We start from the raw sequence: 16,813 nt of genomic DNA, 5'->3' as shown, positions 1-16,813 counted from the left end.
CCCCCGCCGACCCCACCTCGTATATCAACCCCCCCTACCTACCCGCCCACAGAAACACCACCGCTCAACCTCCCCATACCGACAGCGGCGCGGGCGCCCCGCCCACCGGCGGGGCCCCTCCGTAGCACGCAGTCCGCTCATCGACGATTCGGGGTGGAATGAAGATACGCGCGCATGCGGAAAGCCATGTCGTCGAACTCGACGACGGATCGCAATGGCAGATCTTTCCCGGCGATCTCGCGACCACGCTGAGCTGGCAGCCCGAAACCGATCTGCACCTGGAGCGAAGCTGTGACCGGGTGTGTTCGCATGAGCTGGTGAACGACGCCGATCAAAGCCGCGTGCGAGTGATCGCAGCGGGCGAGACCTGGCCTGATGGCGAGGTTAAGAAAGTGTTGAAGGGCGGGTAGGGCCCGCCTGCAAGGGGTCGGATATCCCCAGTTTTGAGCCTGTCACTTTACGGTCGGTTTGCTTCCGTCTGCGCACGATGCGTGAATGCAGGAGCTGTTCGACATCATCCGCGCCAATCCCTGGCCGTTCGGCGCCGGGTTGTTCGTCGTGATCCTGATGATCATCGCGGAGAACTTTGGGCGAGGTATTCAAGGCGACGGCGCGGTCAGTGACTTCTCGGATTCGGACGCTGGCGGCTGCGGCGACGGAGGAGGCGACTAGGGCCGGTCAGCGGCAAGCGCGCTTCGCCTAGTCCTCCTGCAAATCGGCGGCGATGCCTGCGAGCCAGCGGCGAATGCTTGCTTCGGCCTTGGCATCGAGCCCGGCAGCGAGGCGCTTCTCCAACGCAATCACCCGTTCCCGGCACGCTTTCAAGAGCGTCGCGCCGCGCGGCGTCAGCGTCCATTGCTGGATGCGGCCGTGGACGGGATGGGGCGTCATCACAATCGCGCCGTCACGTTCGAGATTGCGGATGATGACGCCGGTGGTCTGGGGCGTCAGAAAGGTGAGGCGTGCAACGTCGGCGCCCGAGAGGCCCGGATAGGCATTGAGCATGGTCAGCACCGCGAATTGCGGGGAGGTGACCCCGAGATCGGCTAGCGACCGCTCCATCGTCAGACGAACTGCGGCGTGGGCCTGCCGCAGCAGATAGCCGAGATAGCCTTGCTCGCCGCGCTTGCCTTCCCCTGGGGCCGGGACGCGCACCGTCGGGGCAGCCGGGGATGCCTTCCGCTGCGGTTGCGATCTCGTGATTTCAGGCGGCTTGCGCATAATATAAGTGCTCTTATAATGTGTCAGCACTCTTACAATACCACGAGGTAAACGGCAATGTCACACGCCCGCAGCGAATACGAGGATTTCAAGAAGATCGCGCCCGATGCGTATGAGCTGGTGCTGGCGCTCGGCCAGGTCGCGGCCAAGGCCGGCCTCGACAAGCAGCTTCTCGAGCTGGTCAAGCTGCGGGCATCGCAGATCAACGGCTGCGCCTTCTGCCTGCAGCATCACATCCTGCTTTCGGAGCGGATCGGCGTGCCCGTCGACAAGCTCAATTTGGTCGTGGTCTGGCGCGAGGCGCCGATCTTTTCCGCGCGCGAGCGTGCCGCGCTGGCCTGGACCGAGGCGCTGACCTGCCTTCCTGACGGAGTCGGCGAAGACGTGTACGCCGAGGCGAGCCGAGAATTCTCGGAGACCGAGCTGACATACCTGACCTCCGCGGTCGCCTCGATCAACGTCTGGAACCGTTTTGGCGCGGCGTTTCGCTGGACGCCGGCGAAGCGGCCGGTCGCAGCGAATGCAGCGGCATCCTGATTGTAACGAAGGGAGATCATGATGACAGCAATGAGTTTGCCCACCACACCGCGCCCGGCGCCATCGCGCTCGATGGCGATCGCCGTCATCGGAGGGCTCGCCTGCGCACTTGCAATCGGCAAGGCGCTGCCGGTAACGATGGACACCATATCGGGCGCACTCTCGCCGCTCTGCGCCACAGCCGCCGAAAGCTCGCCGCTCGACAAGGTCGAACCGATCGGCTCCTACGCGCTGCCGAACGTACCGGGCAAGCGCGTCACCATCGTGCGCGTGTTCTACGGTCCCGGCGGGTTCTCGCGGCCGCATCGTCACGCGGGATCCGTCACCGCCTACATCACCAAGGGCGAGATCCGCTCCCAGCTCGGCGGCGGCCCGGTCGAGACGTTCGGCGTCGGCCAGTCCTTCTTTGAGCCGCCCGGCTCGACGCATCTGGTCTCGGCCAATGCCAGCACCACGGAGCCGGCGGAACTGATTGCGGTTTTCGTGGCGGACGAGGGTGCGCAACTCACGACGCTGTTGGAGTAGCTGGCACTCACAATCCGAAGCCGCTTTTGTTCAGGTCGGCTGCGATCGCTTCAGACGTTTCCATAGCGGCGCAAGACCGTATGTGACGGCCGGTATCGCAACCGCGCCGACAACGAGGCCAACGACGCCCGAGATGGCTGCCTCGACCGACCATTCGACGATGCCGGCAATGGAGGGAAGGAAATGCGCGGCGGCCTCGGCCGCGGCATGGACCGTATGGCCGATCACTGGTGGGCCATATTGTTCGATGCCGTGCAGGATGATGCCGCCGCCGACCCAGATCATGGCGGCGGTGCCGATCGTGCTCAGCACCGCAAGGAAGGCCGGCATGCCGCGGACGAGCGCGCGTCCAAGCAAGCGGGTTGCGCCGCCAATGACTGAGGCGCCGCTATACCGCGCAAGGGCCAGGCCGACATCGTCCGCCTTCACGATCAGGGCGACCACGCCATAGACACCAACTGTGATGAAAATGGCGACGAGCGCCAGCACGAGCGCCTGCGTCCAGATGTTGCCCGCCGGGACGGCTGCCAGCGTGATCGCCATGATCTCCGCTGACAGGATGAAATCCGTCTTAACGGCGCTCGCGACCTTCTCGTCCTCAAGCGACCGTGCATTCGATGCCGTCGCCTGGCGCTGAGTTTCGTGGTCGTGCGCATGATGCGGCATCACGGCCTCAAGCACCTTCTCGGCACCCTCGTAGCAGAGAAAGGCGCCGCCCAGCATGAGCAGCGGCGTGACTGCGGCGGGAAGGAAATAACCAAGCGACAAAGCGATGGGCAGCAGGATCAGCAATTTGTTGCGGAGCGACCCAACCGCAATCTTGCCTACGATCGGCAGTTCGCGTTTCGAGGCAAAGCCGAGCACGTAGTTGGGCGTGACGGCTGCATCATCGATGACCACGCCAGCCGCCTTTGCTCCCGCCTTGGCCGTCTGGCCCGCGACATCATCGAGCGAGGCTGCCGCCACCTTTGCGATCGCTGCGATATCGTCGAGAAGACCAATCAGTCCGACACTCATCAACCCAGTTCCTTCGGCCTTCCAGCGGGCGGCGTGTGCGACAACACGCTTTTGCGCTGCCTGGCATTGGAAGGAGCAAGCCGTCAATTCTCCTCGCCGCCCGATCCCTCGCGCAGGTCCGGCTTGAGCACGTCCTCCGGCAGCGCATGCGCCACGGGCTGTGGCGTGCCGGCGATCTCCGGGCCGACCTCGCGGCCCCGGGCGCGGATCAGGCGCTCGTACGCCGAGACCAGCGTGACGTATGGACTGACCCAGATCCAGCCGTCGCGGGTGAACACCTGCACGTCGAAATGCAGGTGCATCGAGGTGCCGGCGGGATGATCGAGATAGTTCGAGACCACGCCGATCTTCTCGCCCTCGGATACGATGCGGCCATTGAGCAGGCCATCGGCGTTCAGCGCCTGCGGGTTCATATGCATGTAGCGGAAACGGATGTGCTCGGTCCTGCTGTTGATTTGCAGCGTCACGGCCTGGTCCTTGGAAGCGCGTATGACCCTCGCATCGCGCACGGCGACGACGGCGCGCTGCCTGGGATCGCAGGCTTGGCGGCCGTCACCGGGCGGTGGGCACTCGGCCGCGCGGATGTCCTCGCCCTGATGGCCATAACCGCCGCCGCATTGCCAGACCTCGAAACTGCGGGATTCGCAGAAATTGTCGCGCCAGGGGTAAGCGGTCGTGCTCTCCATCTTGTCGCGCTTGGCATAGGATTGCGAGTGTACGAACGCGGGCGCCTTCTCGAGAGGAAAGCGGATCTGTGCGTAGGCCATCACGTCGGGATGGCCGCCCTGCTTGCGATAGCCGGTGTTCGGGATGATGTCGCCGCTCGGCCGGTAGGTGAAATCAGGGGAACGTGCCGCGGGACGATCGAGAATGTTGGAAGCGATGTCCGTCAGCGGCCGCATGCGCTGGCCGCCGGCCAGGCGCAGCGCCTTCAGGAAGCGCTCGGCGACTGGATAGGCCTCCTTGCAGGCAAGCCGCCGCGGCTTGGCGACGCTGTCGAGGCATTGGATCGACACCACATAGGCGACGCCGAAACGGGTGAAAGCGTAGCGCACATAGCCTTCCCGGATGAACTTGCGCAGGTCGGGGTAGAGCGCTGCGAGCGGTTTGACCGGCTCGCCCTTGCCGCCCGAGGGATCGGCAATGTCATAGACGAGCGCCGAGCCCGTGATCTGCACCTCGACCGGCCTTGCGAAGACCCGGCTCGGCATGCCGTCGCCGGTACCAGGCTCGAACGAAAAGGTCGCGCTGTAGCCGGCGGGCCCGGCATCGAACAGGTCGACGGAATTGAAGTCGGCCTGGTAGCGCGAGAGCGCGACGGTCGCCGGCGCGCCATTGCGTCGTGCTTCGAAATACGCAGCAGCGTCGAACGGCAGCAACACGGGCACGGAGCTGCGAGCGATGCCGGTGAAGAATTGCGAGGAGATCGCATTGAGCTGCACCAGCGCCGGCATCGCGCGCGGATCGTAGCGCGGCACCGAACGACGGGGTGCGAAGATGAAATCCTCGGCGGTCCGGGGATGGACGTTGATTTCGGTGCGGAGCTGGTCGAGCGCCGCGCGCCAATCGACGCGCAACGCCGTGAGCGAGGGGCTGCGGAATTCATCCGCAGCCAGCGGAGAGGCAATAAGGAGCGAAAGCGACGCCAGAACTTGCGAGACGAAGCGGAAACCTTTCCAAACCACTGTCTCGCCCCCCGGCGGCACCTGTTGCGCTCGCTTTGGCCTCGTCAGTCCTTGGCGCGCTCGGAGTAGGAGCCGTCTTCGGTCATCACGACGATTCGGGTGCCGACTGCGATGTGCGGCGGCACCGTGGTGCGAACGCCGTTCGAGAGCACAGCGGGCTTGTAGGACGAGGAGGCGGTCTGGCCCTTGGTCACGGGCTCGGTCTCGACCACTTCCAGCGTCACGCGCTGCGGCAGGGCGATCGATACCGGATTGGAGCCGTGCAGCGACAACTTGACCGTCATGCTCTCCTGAAGATAGGCCGCGGCGTCGCCGATCACGTCCTTGGACACCTGGACCTGGTCATAGGTCTCCGGGTTCATGAAGTGATAGCCGTCACCATCTTCATACAGGAAGGTGTAGTTGCGCTCTTCGATCGTGGCCTTCTCGACCTGGTCGGTGGTCTTGTAGCGCTCGGAGATCTTTACCCCGTCCGAGATTCGGCGCATTTCGATCTGGCTGACCGGGGTGCCCTTGCCGGGATGGATGTTCTCGGCGGTCACGACGACATATAGCTTGCCGTCTTGCTCGATCACGTTGCCCTTGCGAATAGAACTGGCGATGACTCTCAAAGCTGTATTTCCTGCTTGCTTGGCCCGGCTCGGGCCAGGACGTGGTCAAATTGATGGGGGACCTGGGGCCTCAAATCAGACCGCGGCACCCGTTTCGGGCCGCAACATACTGGTTTTGCCGTTGGATGCCAGCATTTTGCTGGCCTGCGGGACGGCCGGTTAATGGCTGGGGACAAGCCAATGTCACCGTTCTGGTCCCCATCCCGGCATCTCGACCGCCGGCCGTTCCTGCAGGCCAGGGGAGCCATCACCAGGGCTCTACGGGGATTTTTCGCCGAGCAGGGCTTCGTCGAGGTCGAAACCTCCGTTCTCCAGGTCTCCCCGGGCAACGAGACCCACCTGCATGCCCCCCGGACGGAGATCATGCGCCCCGACGGCAGCCGTGTGAGCCGATATTTGCGGACCTCGCCGGAATTCGCCTGCAAGAAGCTGCTGGCGGCCGGGGAGACCCGGATTTTCGAGTTCGCCCGGGTGTTCCGAGACCGCGAGCGCGGCGACCTGCATTTGCCCGAATTCACCATGCTGGAATGGTACCGGGCGGGCGCCCCCTATGACGCCATCATGGCCGACTGCGTCGTCCTCATCGCCCGTGCGGCCCAGGCAACCGGTATCGGCACCTTCGCCTTCCGCGGCAGGACCGCCGATCCATTCGCCGAACCTGAGCTTGTGACGGTCGCGGGCGCCTTCCAGCAGTTTGCGGGAATCGACCTGCTTGCGACCATTTCCGGCGGCGAGGGCGACCGCGCCGCGCTCGCCCGGGCAGCTGCCGGCAACGTCCGTGTGGCCGAGGACGACACCTGGTCCGACATCTTCAGCAAGGTTCTGGTCGAGCATGTCGAGCCGCATCTGGGGCAGGGGCGTTTGACCATTCTGTTCGAATACCCATCTCCAGAGGCGGCACTGGCGCGCGTGAAGGCGGGCGATCCCCGCGTTGCCGAGCGGTTCGAGGTCTATGCCTGCGGTGTCGAGCTCGCCAACGGTTTTGGCGAACTGACCGACACCGAGGAGCAGCGCAAGCGCTTCACGCAATCCATGGCGGAGAAGCAGCGCCGCTACGGCGAAGCCTATCCGCTGGACGATGACTTTCTGGCCGCGGTCGCGGCGATGCCGGAGGCGAGCGGCGTCGCGCTCGGCTTCGACCGGCTGGTGATGCTGGCGAGCGGCGCGTCGCGAATTGATCAGGTAGTGTGGACGCCGCCTGCAGATGAAACGTTAAGCGAGACATGACGAAGAGCAATCTTGCACGCACATTGCGCGAGCCGGCCGAACTTGTGGCCGAGCAACTGGCGCCGGCCACAGCGCTGCCGGCACTCGATCGCGTTGCCGCACGCTATGCGGTCGCGATCCCGCCGGCGCTGGTCGATCTGATCGACAGGTCCGATCCCGACGATCCCATCGCGCGGCAATTCGTTCCGACTGCCGCGGAGCTGGAGATGCAGCCCGGCGAGAACGCAGATCCGATCGGCGATCATCCGCACTCGCCGGTTCCCGGGATCGTGCATCGCTATCCCGACCGCGTGCTGTTCAAGCTCGTTCACGTCTGCGCGGTCTATTGCCGCTTCTGCTTCCGCCGCGAGATGGTCGGACCGGGCAAGGAGAACGCGCTCTCGGACGGCGCCTATCGCGCGGCGATCGACTATATCCGCGCGCACAGCGAGATCTGGGAGGTGATCCTGACGGGGGGCGATCCCCTGATGCTGTCACCGCGGCGGATGAGCGAGATCATGGCGGATCTTGCCGGCATCGATCACGTCAAGATCATCCGCCTTCACACCCGCGTGCCGGTGGCCGAGCCCGCGCGCATCAGCGACGAGATGGTTGCTGCGCTTAAGGCCGAAGGCGCCACCACCTGGGTGGCGCTGCATGCCAACCATGCGCGCGAACTGGCGGGGCCGGCGCGTGCCGCCTGCGCGCGGCTGGTCGATGCCGGAATTCCCATGGTGAGCCAGTCTGTGCTGTTGCGCGGCGTCAATGACAATTTGGCCGCCCTGTCGGATTTGATGAGAGCTTTCGTCGAATGCCGGATCAAGCCCTACTATCTGCATCACGGTGATCTCGCGCCCGGCACGGCGCATCTGCGAACGACACTCGCCGAGGGGCAGGATTTGATGCGGCAGCTGCGCGGACGGGTGTCGGGACTGTGTCAGCCCGACTATGTCATCGACATTCCCGGCGGCGCCGGCAAGTCGCCGGTGGGGCCGAATTACGTGTTGTCGATGCAAAATACCGCACCTGATGCGCGTGATGCAGATCAAGAAACGCGCTATCGTATCGTGGATTATTGCGGCGACGTTCACCTCTATCCGCCCGAGACCTGAATGGTGGTGATGGAGATGCCGGCTTGAGGAATGGAGGGAGAGACATGAAGAAGATCATGGTGGCAGTATCGCTCGTGGTCTTGCTCGGCGGCGCGGCGGTTGCGCAGACCGGCAGCCCCAAGGGATCGACAGCCGGGGGCGCGACCTCCGGATCTACGCCGTTGGCACCTGTGGGCCATCGCCAGCCGCGTGTCGCCGATGTGCCCAGCGAAAAGAACCTGAGCGACCCGAACGATCCCCTCAGCAAGGAAAATCAGGCGCTCGACAAGAAGATCAAGAGCATCTGCCGCGGCTGCTAGGGCCGGGAAAGCGGGCAGGGTGCGACAGCCTCACCCCGCCCGCGATCGTTCGGTCAGGCGGAGCGCTCGTGCAGCCCTGCGCCCTTGGTGTTGCGCCGGATCTCGACCGCGTCAGCGAGATGCTTGAGCACGGTTGCCGTGGTCGCCCAGTCGATGCATCCGTCCGTGATGCTCTGGCCATAAATGAGCGGCTTGCCCGCCACCACGTCCTGGCGTCCGGCGACGAGGTTGCTTTCGACCATCACCCCCACAATGCGGTTCTCGCCGCCGGAAATCTGCTTGGCGATGTCGGCCGTCACGAGCGGCTGGTTTTCCGGCTTCTTGCTCGAATTGGCGTGGCTCGCATCCACCATCACGAGCGGTGCGACGCTCGCTTTCGCCAGATCGTTGCAGGCCGCTGCGACGCTTGCCGCATCGTAGTTCGGCGTGCTGCCGCCGCGCAGGATGATGTGACAATCCTCGTTGCCCGCGGTTGAGGCGATCGCCGAGCGGCCGAGCTTGGTCACCGCCATGAAATGATGCGGATTCGAGGCCGACTTCACCGCGTCCGCCGCGATGCGCACATTGCCGTCGGTGCCGTTCTTGAACCCGACCGGGCAGGACAGCCCCGAGGCCAGCTCGCGATGGATCTGGCTTTCGGTCGTGCGCGCGCCGATCGCGGCCCAGGACACGAGGTCCGCAATGTATTGCGGCGTCGTCATGTCGAGGAATTCGGTGCCGGCGGGCAGGCCGAGATTATTCACCGCCGAGAGCACGTTGCGCGCCAGCCGCAGGCCCTTGTTGATGTCGAAGCTGCCGTCCAGATCAGGATCGTTGATCAGGCCCTTCCAGCCGACCGTGGTGCGCGGCTTCTCGAAATAAACCCGCATCACGATCTCGAGTTGGTCGGCAAGCTCTTCGCGCAAGCTCGCGAGGCGCTCGGCGTATTCGAGCGCGGCCCTGGGATCATGCACCGAGCAGGGACCGACCACGACCAGAAGCCGGTCGTCCTGGCCATTGAGGATCGCATGAATGGCGTTGCGTGCCGCCATCACCACACGCGTCGCGGTGAGCGTGCGCGGGACTTCCCGCATCACCTCTTCGGGCGTGCTCAGTTCCTTCAGTTCGCGGATACGAAGATCGTCGGTCGTGCTCAGCACGGCGGGCTCCTGTCATTTTGAGACCCTGCCGGCCAATAAAAAAGCCGCCAGGTCTGGCGGCTTGTTCGGACGTTTGCTGCAATGTTTCAGATTGAGCGCGATCCTCCTGCCGCCAGCGAGCTGTCGTAGCTAAAGTACCAAAAATAGCTGGTGACGAGGGTGATCATGGCCCGTCATATAGCGTGCGATCGGCGGCTTGTCACCCCCCAATAGGCGTGACGGCCACGCGGCGCCTCAACTGTTGCTTTTGCGTGCCGCCAGCGCCATGCCGATCAGGGTGGCGCCGCCGAACAGCAGGTTGATGCCGACGAGGATGCCGATCGCCCATTCCGCCGAGCTCGGCAATCCCGTGATCACCATGAACGAGATCGCGATGTCGACGAGGCCCGAGATCAGGAGCCACGACCAGCGGCCACCCGGCTCGCGGCGGTGCTCCAGCGCGTACATGATGGTGGCGACGCCCTCGGCGAGGAAATAGGCGCCGAGCACGATGGTTAGCGTCAGCACGGCCTGCATCGGTCGCGCCAGCAGCAGCATGCCTGCGAGCACGGCGAGCGCGGCCGAGATCAGCGACCACCAGAAGCCGGGCGTGCTGCGCGCCCAATAGGTCGCGATCAATCCGCCGATGCCGCTGATCAGGAACATCCAGCCGAGGAAGATCGCAATCGCAAGGCTGGCGAGCGGCGGCAGGATCAGCGCGGCAACGCCGAGCACCGCGAGCAGAATGCCTTCGAACAGGAAGGCCTTCCAATGTGCCTTGACCGTCCGGCTCATGGCGGATTGCAGCCGGGAAAACTCCTCAGGCGATGTCATGGGCGGGCTCCGGATCGAGAGGTGTGTGCTCAATCTAGTCTAGTACGCACACACTGCGCTTGCCATCCCGCGGTTCAGCCGCCGCCGTGTGCCGACGAAAAACCTTCGCCGCTGGTGCGGATGCGGTTGCGGCCGAGAACATAGATCGCAGTCGTGACGATCAGAAGGGCGAGGCCGAGCAGGATCGAGACAAGGCCGATCGGGATCAGGGCCAGCGTCAGATTGCGCTCGGGGTTGATGAGCCAGTGATGGATTGAGGTCAGCACGAAGGCGAGCCCGAGAAAGCCGACGCCGCCACCGGCAAGCAGCAGCGCCCACATCCGGCGGAGCTGGCTGAGCCGCTCGCGCGCGACGTCGGTCCGGGGCGCGTGATGGCGCGCGACGCGCCGCACCAGTCGGATGGCGAAGGCGATTGAGCTGAAGCCGATCAGCAGGCTCGCGCCGCCCAACCACATCCGCAGCGTCGGATCGAGATCCGGCATGCGCTGGAGTGTGAGCAGCGGGAAGTCGAACGCCGAATGCAGGGCGAGCGGGCCTGCGAAGATCAGCAGCCGGCTGGAGAGACGGGCCCAGTCGCGATGATGGCGGTTCGCACCCAGCGCCGTGCCGGCGCGCGCGATGGTCAGATAGGCGCCGGCGATGATGCCGAGCGCGCCGTGGAACGGAACGGTCAGCACGCTGCGCAAGGCTGCCAGCGAGCGCCACATCTCGGCGTGCTGGACGAGATAGGCGAGGTTCTCGTAGGCGGCGAAGCCCAGGCCGACCGCGGCGCCATAGACCACGCTGTCCATCGGATTGGCGAAGGTCCGCCGCTTCGTCGAGGCGACCAGCACGATGGCGATCACCTTGACCGCTTCTTCCGGAAGCGCGACGCCGAATATCGAATGCATGGCCAGCGCCGCCCACGGGTTGTCCGGGGCCGCGACCATCTTGGCGAAAGGGGCGCGGGCCAAGCCCAGCAGCGAAATGCTGGCCGCGCCGAGCAGGAACGCGGTCCAGACCTGGGCCGGCGGTCCCGGGCGTTCCTCGGCGGCAATGACAAGCCACAGCATCAGCAGCGCCGGGGCGATGGCGGCCGTTCCGATGACGGTGGGTAACGCTTCAATCAGGTACATCGGCGCCGAAAATAGGTTCCCTTGATCCGCTTATCTACATTCAGCGATGCGACCTTGTGTCATGCGCTTGCTGTCGCGTCTCTTAACAAGCGTGACAGCCTGCGTTCATCAGGACAGTCGCCGAGGCGTAGAATACGGAGCGCGATCAATCGCATGACAGAACCACTTCGTTTCCCATGACAACGGTCGCGGGCCCGTCATCGGATCGCGATTGGCAAGTCAGATCAAGGCAATGTGCAGGTTTCTTCGATTCACGATGCACGTGTCGCCGCGGCAAGTCCAGAGCCGGGATTGCCCCGTCCGGGCTACGAACGGCCTGGCGGACCGGCCTAGTCACGCTTCGTCGCGCGGGAGGATGACGCGATCCGGCGGGCCCGGGCCTGCTCCAGCTCCCAGAAGGCGCGTATGAGGCACGTGCCGAGGCAGAGCACGATGAGCAACAGCAGGAAGGCCTGATCGACGGCGGGAATGTGACTCATGGCAATGATAAAGCAACGCCCGTGCCACGCGTTCCCGTCACGTGGCCTGCCGCGGCCCGCCATCTGCGACGGCTGCCGATCGCAGCCCGCTTTGACCGTCTCAATGCGTGGTGATCGGCGGCGGTGCGTCGGGCGCGACGTCGAAGGCGCCGAGATGGAATTCCTCGCCGATGGATGCGTCCGGCTCGGCACGCTGCGCCATCAGCGTGAACGCGGCCTGCGGGTATTGCTTCCAGATATCGAGATCGCCGGCGGTGATGGTGAGCCAGCCGAACGTGTACATGTAGCGTCCGGGCTCGGTGACCCGGCCGACCCTGTCCCAGGTAATCTTGTCCACTCTGATCTTATCGACTGTAATTTTCTCGACTGCCATTCGGTCCCCCGATCGCAAGTCTGCAGATGATGCCCGGCACGAGGCGCGGACCTCCAAAAAGTGACCCCGGAATGGGGCTGCCATAGGGCGGCGCGGCCGGAGGATCAGGCCGATTGCAGCATGGGCGAGCGGACGATCAGCCGGACGACGTCATCCCGCGACTGCTTTTCCGCGAATTTGACCGCAAACCCGTTTTCGAATTTGCGGATCACGCGCCCGACGCAAGCGCCGACCGCAAGCGGAGTTCCCACTGGCGGATCGTATTCGGAGGAAATCGCGACACCGGCCGTGGAGACGTCGATGATGAAGCAGGCATGGGTGCTGCCATCGGCGAGCGTCAGGAAGGTGTGCGCGACCTGCGGAACGAAGCGCGCGTCACGCCGCAGCTCCTGGACGCTGGCGTCCTTCTGCTTCTTCTCCAGCCAGGTCAGCTTTTCCGACATCCAGGCGCGGCGTGCCCGCGTCATCTCGAGCTCCATCAGGAAGCCTGATTTCAGCGTCGCGCTGATGGTGCACTGGAATTCGCCGAAGTCCTGGAAGTAGGAGGTCACGCGCTCGCCGACCTTTCCGACCACGGGAACGTCGACCATCATGCGGAACGGTGAAACGCGGCTGGTGCGGCAGGCGAAGGTACGGAGCTTGCCCTCGCAATCGTACCAGCGCGGCAGCGAGTAGCTGCCGCTCACGGTGACTTGCACGGCACGCTGTCTGAGGAACTCTGCGACGGACATGGGCGCCAATCGTGTTTCGGAGGTTTTCCGTAATTCCACGGTAGCAATCAAATTCTAAGCAAATGATACCGGCGCTTACGAGCAGGGGTAAATTTTTGGTAAATGCGCCGATCGCGACGGGCGGCATAGCGCCGCGATTATCAGGCCCGTGACCTCACGATCGCGTCATCTGAGCAGCACCAGCAGAGCCAGCACGCCAAGGGCCATGACAAGCTTGATCGTCGCGCAGGCGAGGCTGCTCGGTCGCCTCTCAAATCCGAACCACGGCAATGCATGCTGCATCGCGCGCGTTGCGAATGCTTCGACGATGGCGAACAAAAGAGCGATTCCGGCGAGGAAGGACCATGATGCGTCCGGAAGCATCCATATCGCGAGCCACGCGGGAACGGACGCTTTCAGCGACGCCAGCAGCGCGAACCATCCGAACAGGGATACGAAGGCCTTGATGATTTCGGGCCCAATCGTGCCAGGCTCGAGACGGACGCCAATCTTTCCAAGAGCGAGTTCGATGCGCTCGCCATCGCTGAAGAAGAGGAAAGCGCCCAGGTAGAGCGGAACGCGCGACTGAAACAGCAGCGCGATGATGCCGAACAGGACGGCGTAGCCGTACGCGTCAGCGAGGATGTTCGTGCCGGCCGTAGGCGACGGCGCAGCCGCAGCCCGAGGCAGCGATCTGGCGCGTGCCATGTGCTCCAGCATTCTGGCGCGGCGCTCCGGCACGTAAGCCGCCGTACGGTGGATCCATGGCGGCGGCGCCGGCGAGGCAATCCCGGCCTGGTCGTCCGAGGGAGATTTATGCTGCGCCATGGGCCTGCATCCGGTTCCGTCTGGACATTGGTCGGAGGCGAGGGGCAGGGAGGTTCATGCGGGGCGGCAGATTTCGCCGCGTCATCCAAACGCTCGGATGATGGCGCTCCCTAGCGGAATCGAACCGCTCTCTCCACCGTGAAAGGGTGGCGTCCTAACCGATAGACGAAGGGAGCAAACCCAGGGCCCCGCCGCTTTTCGCGGCACGGCCGCTGGCCGCCCGAGTCATGCCCGGCGGCTGCAGCGGGCGAACCTATAATGGCCTTTGGCGCCCTGGGCAAGCCGTTCGGGAACGGTCTTTTGGCACCGGTGGATAGCATCCCGCCCCAGGATCAGTCGGGGCGAATTCAACGGTTTCTTAGGTTCCCTGAGCTAGCGCTGGACTGGGAGAATTTGAGCCGATGCCACCGCCCAAGAAGCGCGCAGCCCGCAAGTCGCTGTCGCAGCATGCCTGGATCACGCTCGAGGGCGGATTCGCGGCGCGGCAATGCCTGGTCCAGGACATCTCCGCCACGGGCGCCAAGATCACGCTGGACGAGGATGCGAGCCAGCTCCCGGGCGTGATCCGGATGGCGTTCGCGCGCGATGCGCGGACCGGGCGGAGCTGCCAGGTGGTTTGGCGCCGCGGCAAATCAGCCGGCATCAAGTTCATCTGATCCCCGGGCGACGCGCCCCGATGGCGCCAAGCGCCGGTCCGGGCTAGAACGGCCCGCATGCGTGCGCCGCTCCTCATCCTGATCTCATTGCTGACGACGTCCGCGGCCGCGGCGGAAGCCTTGCGTCTGCCGCCTGCTGAGCGTCCACAGGCCGGCAAGGCCTTGCCGCTGAAGGGTGCCGGCGGAAGCGCGAAAGCGAGCTCCTGCGCCGCCTATGGCCGCGGCTTCCATCTGGTCGAGAGCACCGGCACCTGCGTCAAGATCGGCGGCTCGATCAGCATCGAGACCACGGTCAGGCGCTGAGGCCCCATGCCACCGGACATCATGCGGCCCGAGATCATCGTCCCGTTCGTGATGTATTGCGCGCTGCTGTGGTGGGTCGGCCGCGGCCTGAGCTGGACCGCCCGGCTCGCCACCGCGGCCGTGACGCTCGTGCTGATTTTCTGCGTGCTGCTGTTCGAGCGCGGCTGGCCCTAACAAAAAAACGCGAAAACAACCCCATGCACAGTAGCCGCCACCTTCCGGCGGCACGCGGCGAAATGCCGATTCATCGTGCTCTCAACGAGATTTAAGCCGCGTCACCGCTCACGACATCGGCGGTGCCACAAATTGCGCAAAACCGGGCCGTTTGCCGAGCTCGGCGAGCCAGCGCGTCAGATGCGGCTGCGCGGGCCGGGTGATGCCCTCGACGCCGAGCCAGCGCCGCGCATAGGCGCCGATCGCGATGTCGGCGAGGGTGAACGCATCGCCGTCCATGAACGGACGCGTGGAGAGCAGACGGTCGGCGATGGCCCAGACCTCGGCGGCGGCATCCGCATCCTTCTGCAGCTGGATCATGTCGCGCTCGGCGGGCGGCGTGCGCACGAGACCCCAGAACACCGGGCGGTCGACCGGCTGCACCATCGACAGCGTCCAGTCGAGCCAGCGGTCGACGCTGGCGCGCAGCTTCGGCGCCTCGGGATAGATTTGCGTGCCGCGCCCGTGCGCAAGACAGAGATAACGCATGATCGAATTGGATTCCCATAACGTGAAGTCACCCTCGACCAGCGTCGGGATCCGCGCATTGGGGTTCATCGCGAGATAGTCGGCCTCGCGGGTCTTGCCGAACGCCATGCCGGCGTCGATGCGCTCGTAAGCCAGGCCGAGCTCGGCGAGGCACCACAGCACCTTCTGCACGTTGACCGAATTGGCGCGGCCCCAGATCGTCAGCTTTTGGTCCGGCACGTCATCCTCCCCAGGCTTTTTCTTGGTGTCGTAGCCCGGATGGAGCAAAGCGCAATCCGGGGTGCTTCGGCAGCGTCAGTCCCGGATGACGCGTGCGCTCCATCCAGGCTGCAAGCGCTGGTGATAGCGGAATCCAGTGCGGCGAGCGACGCGCGATTGCGCCGATCCTCTCATGCAAAAAGGTCCGCATGCAAAAAGCCCCGCCTGAGGCGGAGCTTTCATTGCAAGGCAAAGCTGGTCAGGCGATCAGCGGCCGAAGAACAGCCATAGCAAGATGATCACCGGGATCGGCACACCCAACATCCACAACAAAATTCCGCGTCCCATCGCGTCCTCCTCCAATTGCATTGTCAGGGAGAGAACGCTGCTGGCGCGGGCTTGTTCCAGCGGCGAACCTACCAATGGCCGGTGTTGGGCATCGACGACCACGGCTCCTGCGGCGGCTTCGGGTCGCCCTTCTGCAACAGCTCGATCGAGTGCAGATCCGGCGAGCGGACGAAGGCCATGTTGCCGTCGCGCGGCGGACGGTTGATGGTGACGCCGGCCTTCATCAGCTTCTCGCAGGTCGCGTAGATGTCATCGACCTCATAGGCGAGATGGCCGAAGAAACGGTCCTCGCCATACTTCTCCTCGTCCCAATTCCAGGTGAGCTCGACCAGCGGCGCGCCGCGCGACTGCGGCTGCTTCTTCAGCGCCTCGAGATCGTCCGACGAGCACAGGAACAACAGCGTGAAACGCCCCTTGTCGTTCTCGATCCGCCGCACCTCCTTCAGCCCCAGCGCATCCTGGTAAAACTTCAGCGCGACATCGAGATTGCGCACGCGCAGCATGGTGTGGAGGTATCGCATGGTTGTTGCTCCCTTGGATGGATTGAGGGTTTTGCTTTGGGCCGGACGGCGCGAGGAGAGATAGCAGAAAAGGGGGCGGAGGGGCAGGGCGCTGCTTGTCAATTGCCCGTCATGCATTCTGGCGCAACTTCTATCGGGACCGATAGCGAAGGTTGGCCATGTCTATTGAATGCACTATCCTCGTAATTTTAAGCCCATCATGTTCAACGAGCTGCGGCACTGCTGGAAGCCGGAGGATCTGTTCGGGCGCGCTGCGTTAGCGGAGAGCAGCGGCCGCCCGCTCAGCGACGGCCGCTTTCTAGCCCGCATTGAGCGCGAGACCGAGCGCTTCCAAGCCAGCCAAGCGCGGGCCGAAGCCATCCGCGGCAGAGGAGGGGTGAGCTCCGCCATCTAAGTGCACTGTCGCGGTCATGCG

The 16,813-nt window shown here is 64.5% G+C and carries 23 protein-coding genes and 1 tRNA gene; 11 read left to right on the top strand and 13 right to left on the bottom strand.

The genetic code is table 11. From position 1 onward, the window contains the following. Window positions 1-158 precede the first annotated feature (158 nt). A complete protein-coding gene (locus tag AC0L3C_RS01740; protein WP_473406988.1) occupies window positions 159-410 on the top strand; it encodes a hypothetical protein in 252 nt (83 codons plus the stop codon). Window positions 411-495: 85 nt separating this feature from the next. Continuing rightward, on the top strand, window positions 496-672 hold the full coding sequence (locus tag AC0L3C_RS01735) for a hypothetical protein (protein WP_473261607.1): 177 nt from the start codon (window positions 496-498) through the stop codon (window positions 670-672). A gap of 27 nt (window positions 673-699) precedes the next feature. On the opposite strand, the gene AC0L3C_RS01730 is transcribed toward AC0L3C_RS01735, so the two are convergent. After that, on the bottom strand, window positions 700-1,224 hold the full coding sequence (locus tag AC0L3C_RS01730) for a MarR family winged helix-turn-helix transcriptional regulator (protein ID WP_473261660.1): 525 nt from the start codon (window positions 1,222-1,224) through the stop codon (window positions 700-702). Between the two features lie 54 nt (window positions 1,225-1,278). Here AC0L3C_RS01730 and AC0L3C_RS01725 point away from each other — a divergent pair, with 54 nt between their 5' ends. Both AC0L3C_RS01725 and AC0L3C_RS01720 read left to right on the top strand, forming a co-directional pair. Further along, window positions 1,279-1,758, top strand: a complete 480-nt coding sequence (locus AC0L3C_RS01725) for a carboxymuconolactone decarboxylase family protein (protein WP_473261605.1) — start codon at window positions 1,279-1,281, stop codon at window positions 1,756-1,758. Between the two features lie 21 nt (window positions 1,759-1,779). Next, window positions 1,780-2,283, top strand: coding sequence for a cupin domain-containing protein (locus AC0L3C_RS01720; RefSeq protein WP_473407102.1), 504 nt, complete (start codon window positions 1,780-1,782; stop codon window positions 2,281-2,283). Window positions 2,284-2,313: 30 nt separating this feature from the next. Here AC0L3C_RS01720 and AC0L3C_RS01715 read toward each other — a convergent pair whose 3' ends face one another. The 3 genes from AC0L3C_RS01715 to efp form a co-directional block, all read right to left on the bottom strand. After that, window positions 2,314-3,300 carry a DUF808 domain-containing protein gene (locus AC0L3C_RS01715; RefSeq protein ID WP_473406987.1) on the bottom strand — a complete coding sequence of 329 codons (987 nt, stop codon included), beginning with the start codon at window positions 3,298-3,300 and terminating at the stop codon, window positions 2,314-2,316. An 83-nt stretch (window positions 3,301-3,383) separates the two neighbouring features. Beyond that, window positions 3,384-5,006, bottom strand: coding sequence for a M23 family metallopeptidase (locus AC0L3C_RS01710; RefSeq protein ID WP_473406986.1), 1,623 nt, complete (start codon window positions 5,004-5,006; stop codon window positions 3,384-3,386). A 23-nt stretch (window positions 5,007-5,029) separates the two neighbouring features. Beyond that, window positions 5,030-5,596 (bottom strand): elongation factor P, encoded by a 567-nt coding sequence (efp, locus tag AC0L3C_RS01705; protein WP_007609944.1) that lies wholly within the window; start codon window positions 5,594-5,596, stop codon window positions 5,030-5,032. Window positions 5,597-5,758: 162 nt separating this feature from the next. Between efp and epmA the strand changes: the two genes are divergently transcribed. Genes epmA through AC0L3C_RS01690 form a run of 3 tightly spaced genes read left to right on the top strand, consistent with a single transcriptional unit; the run spans window position 5,759 to window position 8,213 of the window. Beyond that, the gene (gene epmA / locus AC0L3C_RS01700) at window positions 5,759-6,823 is read left to right on the top strand and encodes an EF-P lysine aminoacylase EpmA (protein WP_473406985.1); all 1,065 of its coding nucleotides are present in this window, start codon (window positions 5,759-5,761) and stop codon (window positions 6,821-6,823) included. Further along, on the top strand, window positions 6,820-7,914 hold the full coding sequence (locus AC0L3C_RS01695; RefSeq protein ID WP_473406984.1) for a lysine-2,3-aminomutase-like protein: 1,095 nt from the start codon (window positions 6,820-6,822) through the stop codon (window positions 7,912-7,914). Before epmA ends, AC0L3C_RS01695 begins: the two co-directional genes overlap by 4 nt. A 44-nt stretch (window positions 7,915-7,958) precedes the next feature. Continuing rightward, entirely contained in the window at window positions 7,959-8,213 is a 255-nt protein-coding gene (locus AC0L3C_RS01690) for a hypothetical protein (protein ID WP_473261584.1), read from the top strand. Between the two features lie 53 nt (window positions 8,214-8,266). Here AC0L3C_RS01690 and AC0L3C_RS01685 read toward each other — a convergent pair whose 3' ends face one another. The 7 genes from AC0L3C_RS01685 to AC0L3C_RS01655 all read right to left on the bottom strand — a co-directional run bounded on the left by AC0L3C_RS01685 (window position 8,267) and on the right by AC0L3C_RS01655 (window position 13,846). Beyond that, window positions 8,267-9,352, bottom strand: coding sequence for a 3-deoxy-7-phosphoheptulonate synthase (locus tag AC0L3C_RS01685; RefSeq protein WP_473406983.1), 1,086 nt, complete (start codon window positions 9,350-9,352; stop codon window positions 8,267-8,269). A 234-nt stretch (window positions 9,353-9,586) separates the two neighbouring features. Next, a complete protein-coding gene (locus AC0L3C_RS01680; protein ID WP_473261580.1) occupies window positions 9,587-10,165 on the bottom strand; it encodes an HdeD family acid-resistance protein in 579 nt (192 codons plus the stop codon). A 74-nt stretch (window positions 10,166-10,239) separates the two neighbouring features. Beyond that, a complete protein-coding gene (locus AC0L3C_RS01675) occupies window positions 10,240-11,280 on the bottom strand; it encodes a PrsW family glutamic-type intramembrane protease (RefSeq protein WP_007609961.1) in 1,041 nt (346 codons plus the stop codon). Window positions 11,281-11,859: 579 nt separating this feature from the next. After that, the gene (locus AC0L3C_RS01670) at window positions 11,860-12,117 is read right to left on the bottom strand and encodes a hypothetical protein (protein ID WP_473261658.1); all 258 of its coding nucleotides are present in this window, start codon (window positions 12,115-12,117) and stop codon (window positions 11,860-11,862) included. A gap of 119 nt (window positions 12,118-12,236) precedes the next feature. After that, window positions 12,237-12,863, bottom strand: a complete 627-nt coding sequence (locus AC0L3C_RS01665; RefSeq protein ID WP_473261578.1) for a PilZ domain-containing protein — start codon at window positions 12,861-12,863, stop codon at window positions 12,237-12,239. A gap of 165 nt (window positions 12,864-13,028) precedes the next feature. Next, on the bottom strand, window positions 13,029-13,583 hold the full coding sequence (locus tag AC0L3C_RS01660) for a hypothetical protein (protein WP_473406982.1): 555 nt from the start codon (window positions 13,581-13,583) through the stop codon (window positions 13,029-13,031). 188 nt (window positions 13,584-13,771) lie between these two features. Further along, a tRNA-Glu gene (locus AC0L3C_RS01655) sits at window positions 13,772-13,846 on the bottom strand. Window positions 13,847-14,071: 225 nt separating this feature from the next. On the opposite strand from AC0L3C_RS01655, the gene AC0L3C_RS01650 reads away from it, so the two are divergent. The 3 genes from AC0L3C_RS01650 to AC0L3C_RS01640 are packed head-to-tail and all read left to right on the top strand — an operon-like array spanning window position 14,072 to window position 14,803. After that, on the top strand, window positions 14,072-14,326 hold the full coding sequence (locus AC0L3C_RS01650) for a PilZ domain-containing protein (RefSeq protein WP_007610106.1): 255 nt from the start codon (window positions 14,072-14,074) through the stop codon (window positions 14,324-14,326). Window positions 14,327-14,383: 57 nt separating this feature from the next. Next, on the top strand, window positions 14,384-14,629 hold the full coding sequence (locus tag AC0L3C_RS01645; RefSeq protein ID WP_473261572.1) for a hypothetical protein: 246 nt from the start codon (window positions 14,384-14,386) through the stop codon (window positions 14,627-14,629). A 6-nt stretch (window positions 14,630-14,635) separates the two neighbouring features. Then, window positions 14,636-14,803 (top strand): hypothetical protein, encoded by a 168-nt coding sequence (locus AC0L3C_RS01640; RefSeq protein ID WP_007591410.1) that lies wholly within the window; start codon window positions 14,636-14,638, stop codon window positions 14,801-14,803. A gap of 108 nt (window positions 14,804-14,911) precedes the next feature. Here the strand turns inward: AC0L3C_RS01640 and AC0L3C_RS01635 are convergent, their stop codons facing one another. Together AC0L3C_RS01635 and AC0L3C_RS01630 are read right to left on the bottom strand one after the other, a co-directional pair. Next, window positions 14,912-15,550, bottom strand: a complete 639-nt coding sequence (locus tag AC0L3C_RS01635; RefSeq protein ID WP_007591409.1) for a glutathione S-transferase family protein — start codon at window positions 15,548-15,550, stop codon at window positions 14,912-14,914. Between the two features lie 395 nt (window positions 15,551-15,945). Beyond that, a complete protein-coding gene (locus tag AC0L3C_RS01630; protein ID WP_473406981.1) occupies window positions 15,946-16,398 on the bottom strand; it encodes a VOC family protein in 453 nt (150 codons plus the stop codon). A gap of 199 nt (window positions 16,399-16,597) precedes the next feature. Here AC0L3C_RS01630 and AC0L3C_RS01625 point away from each other — a divergent pair, with 199 nt between their 5' ends. After that, window positions 16,598-16,792 carry a hypothetical protein gene (locus AC0L3C_RS01625; protein ID WP_473406980.1) on the top strand — a complete coding sequence of 65 codons (195 nt, stop codon included), beginning with the start codon at window positions 16,598-16,600 and terminating at the stop codon, window positions 16,790-16,792. Window positions 16,793-16,813: the final 21 nt, after the last annotated feature.

The sequence above is a fragment of the Bradyrhizobium sp. WSM4872 genome, from assembly GCF_055811715.1.
The sequence above is the reverse complement of the archived record's forward strand: the minus strand, read 5'-3'. Positions and strand labels throughout refer to the sequence as shown.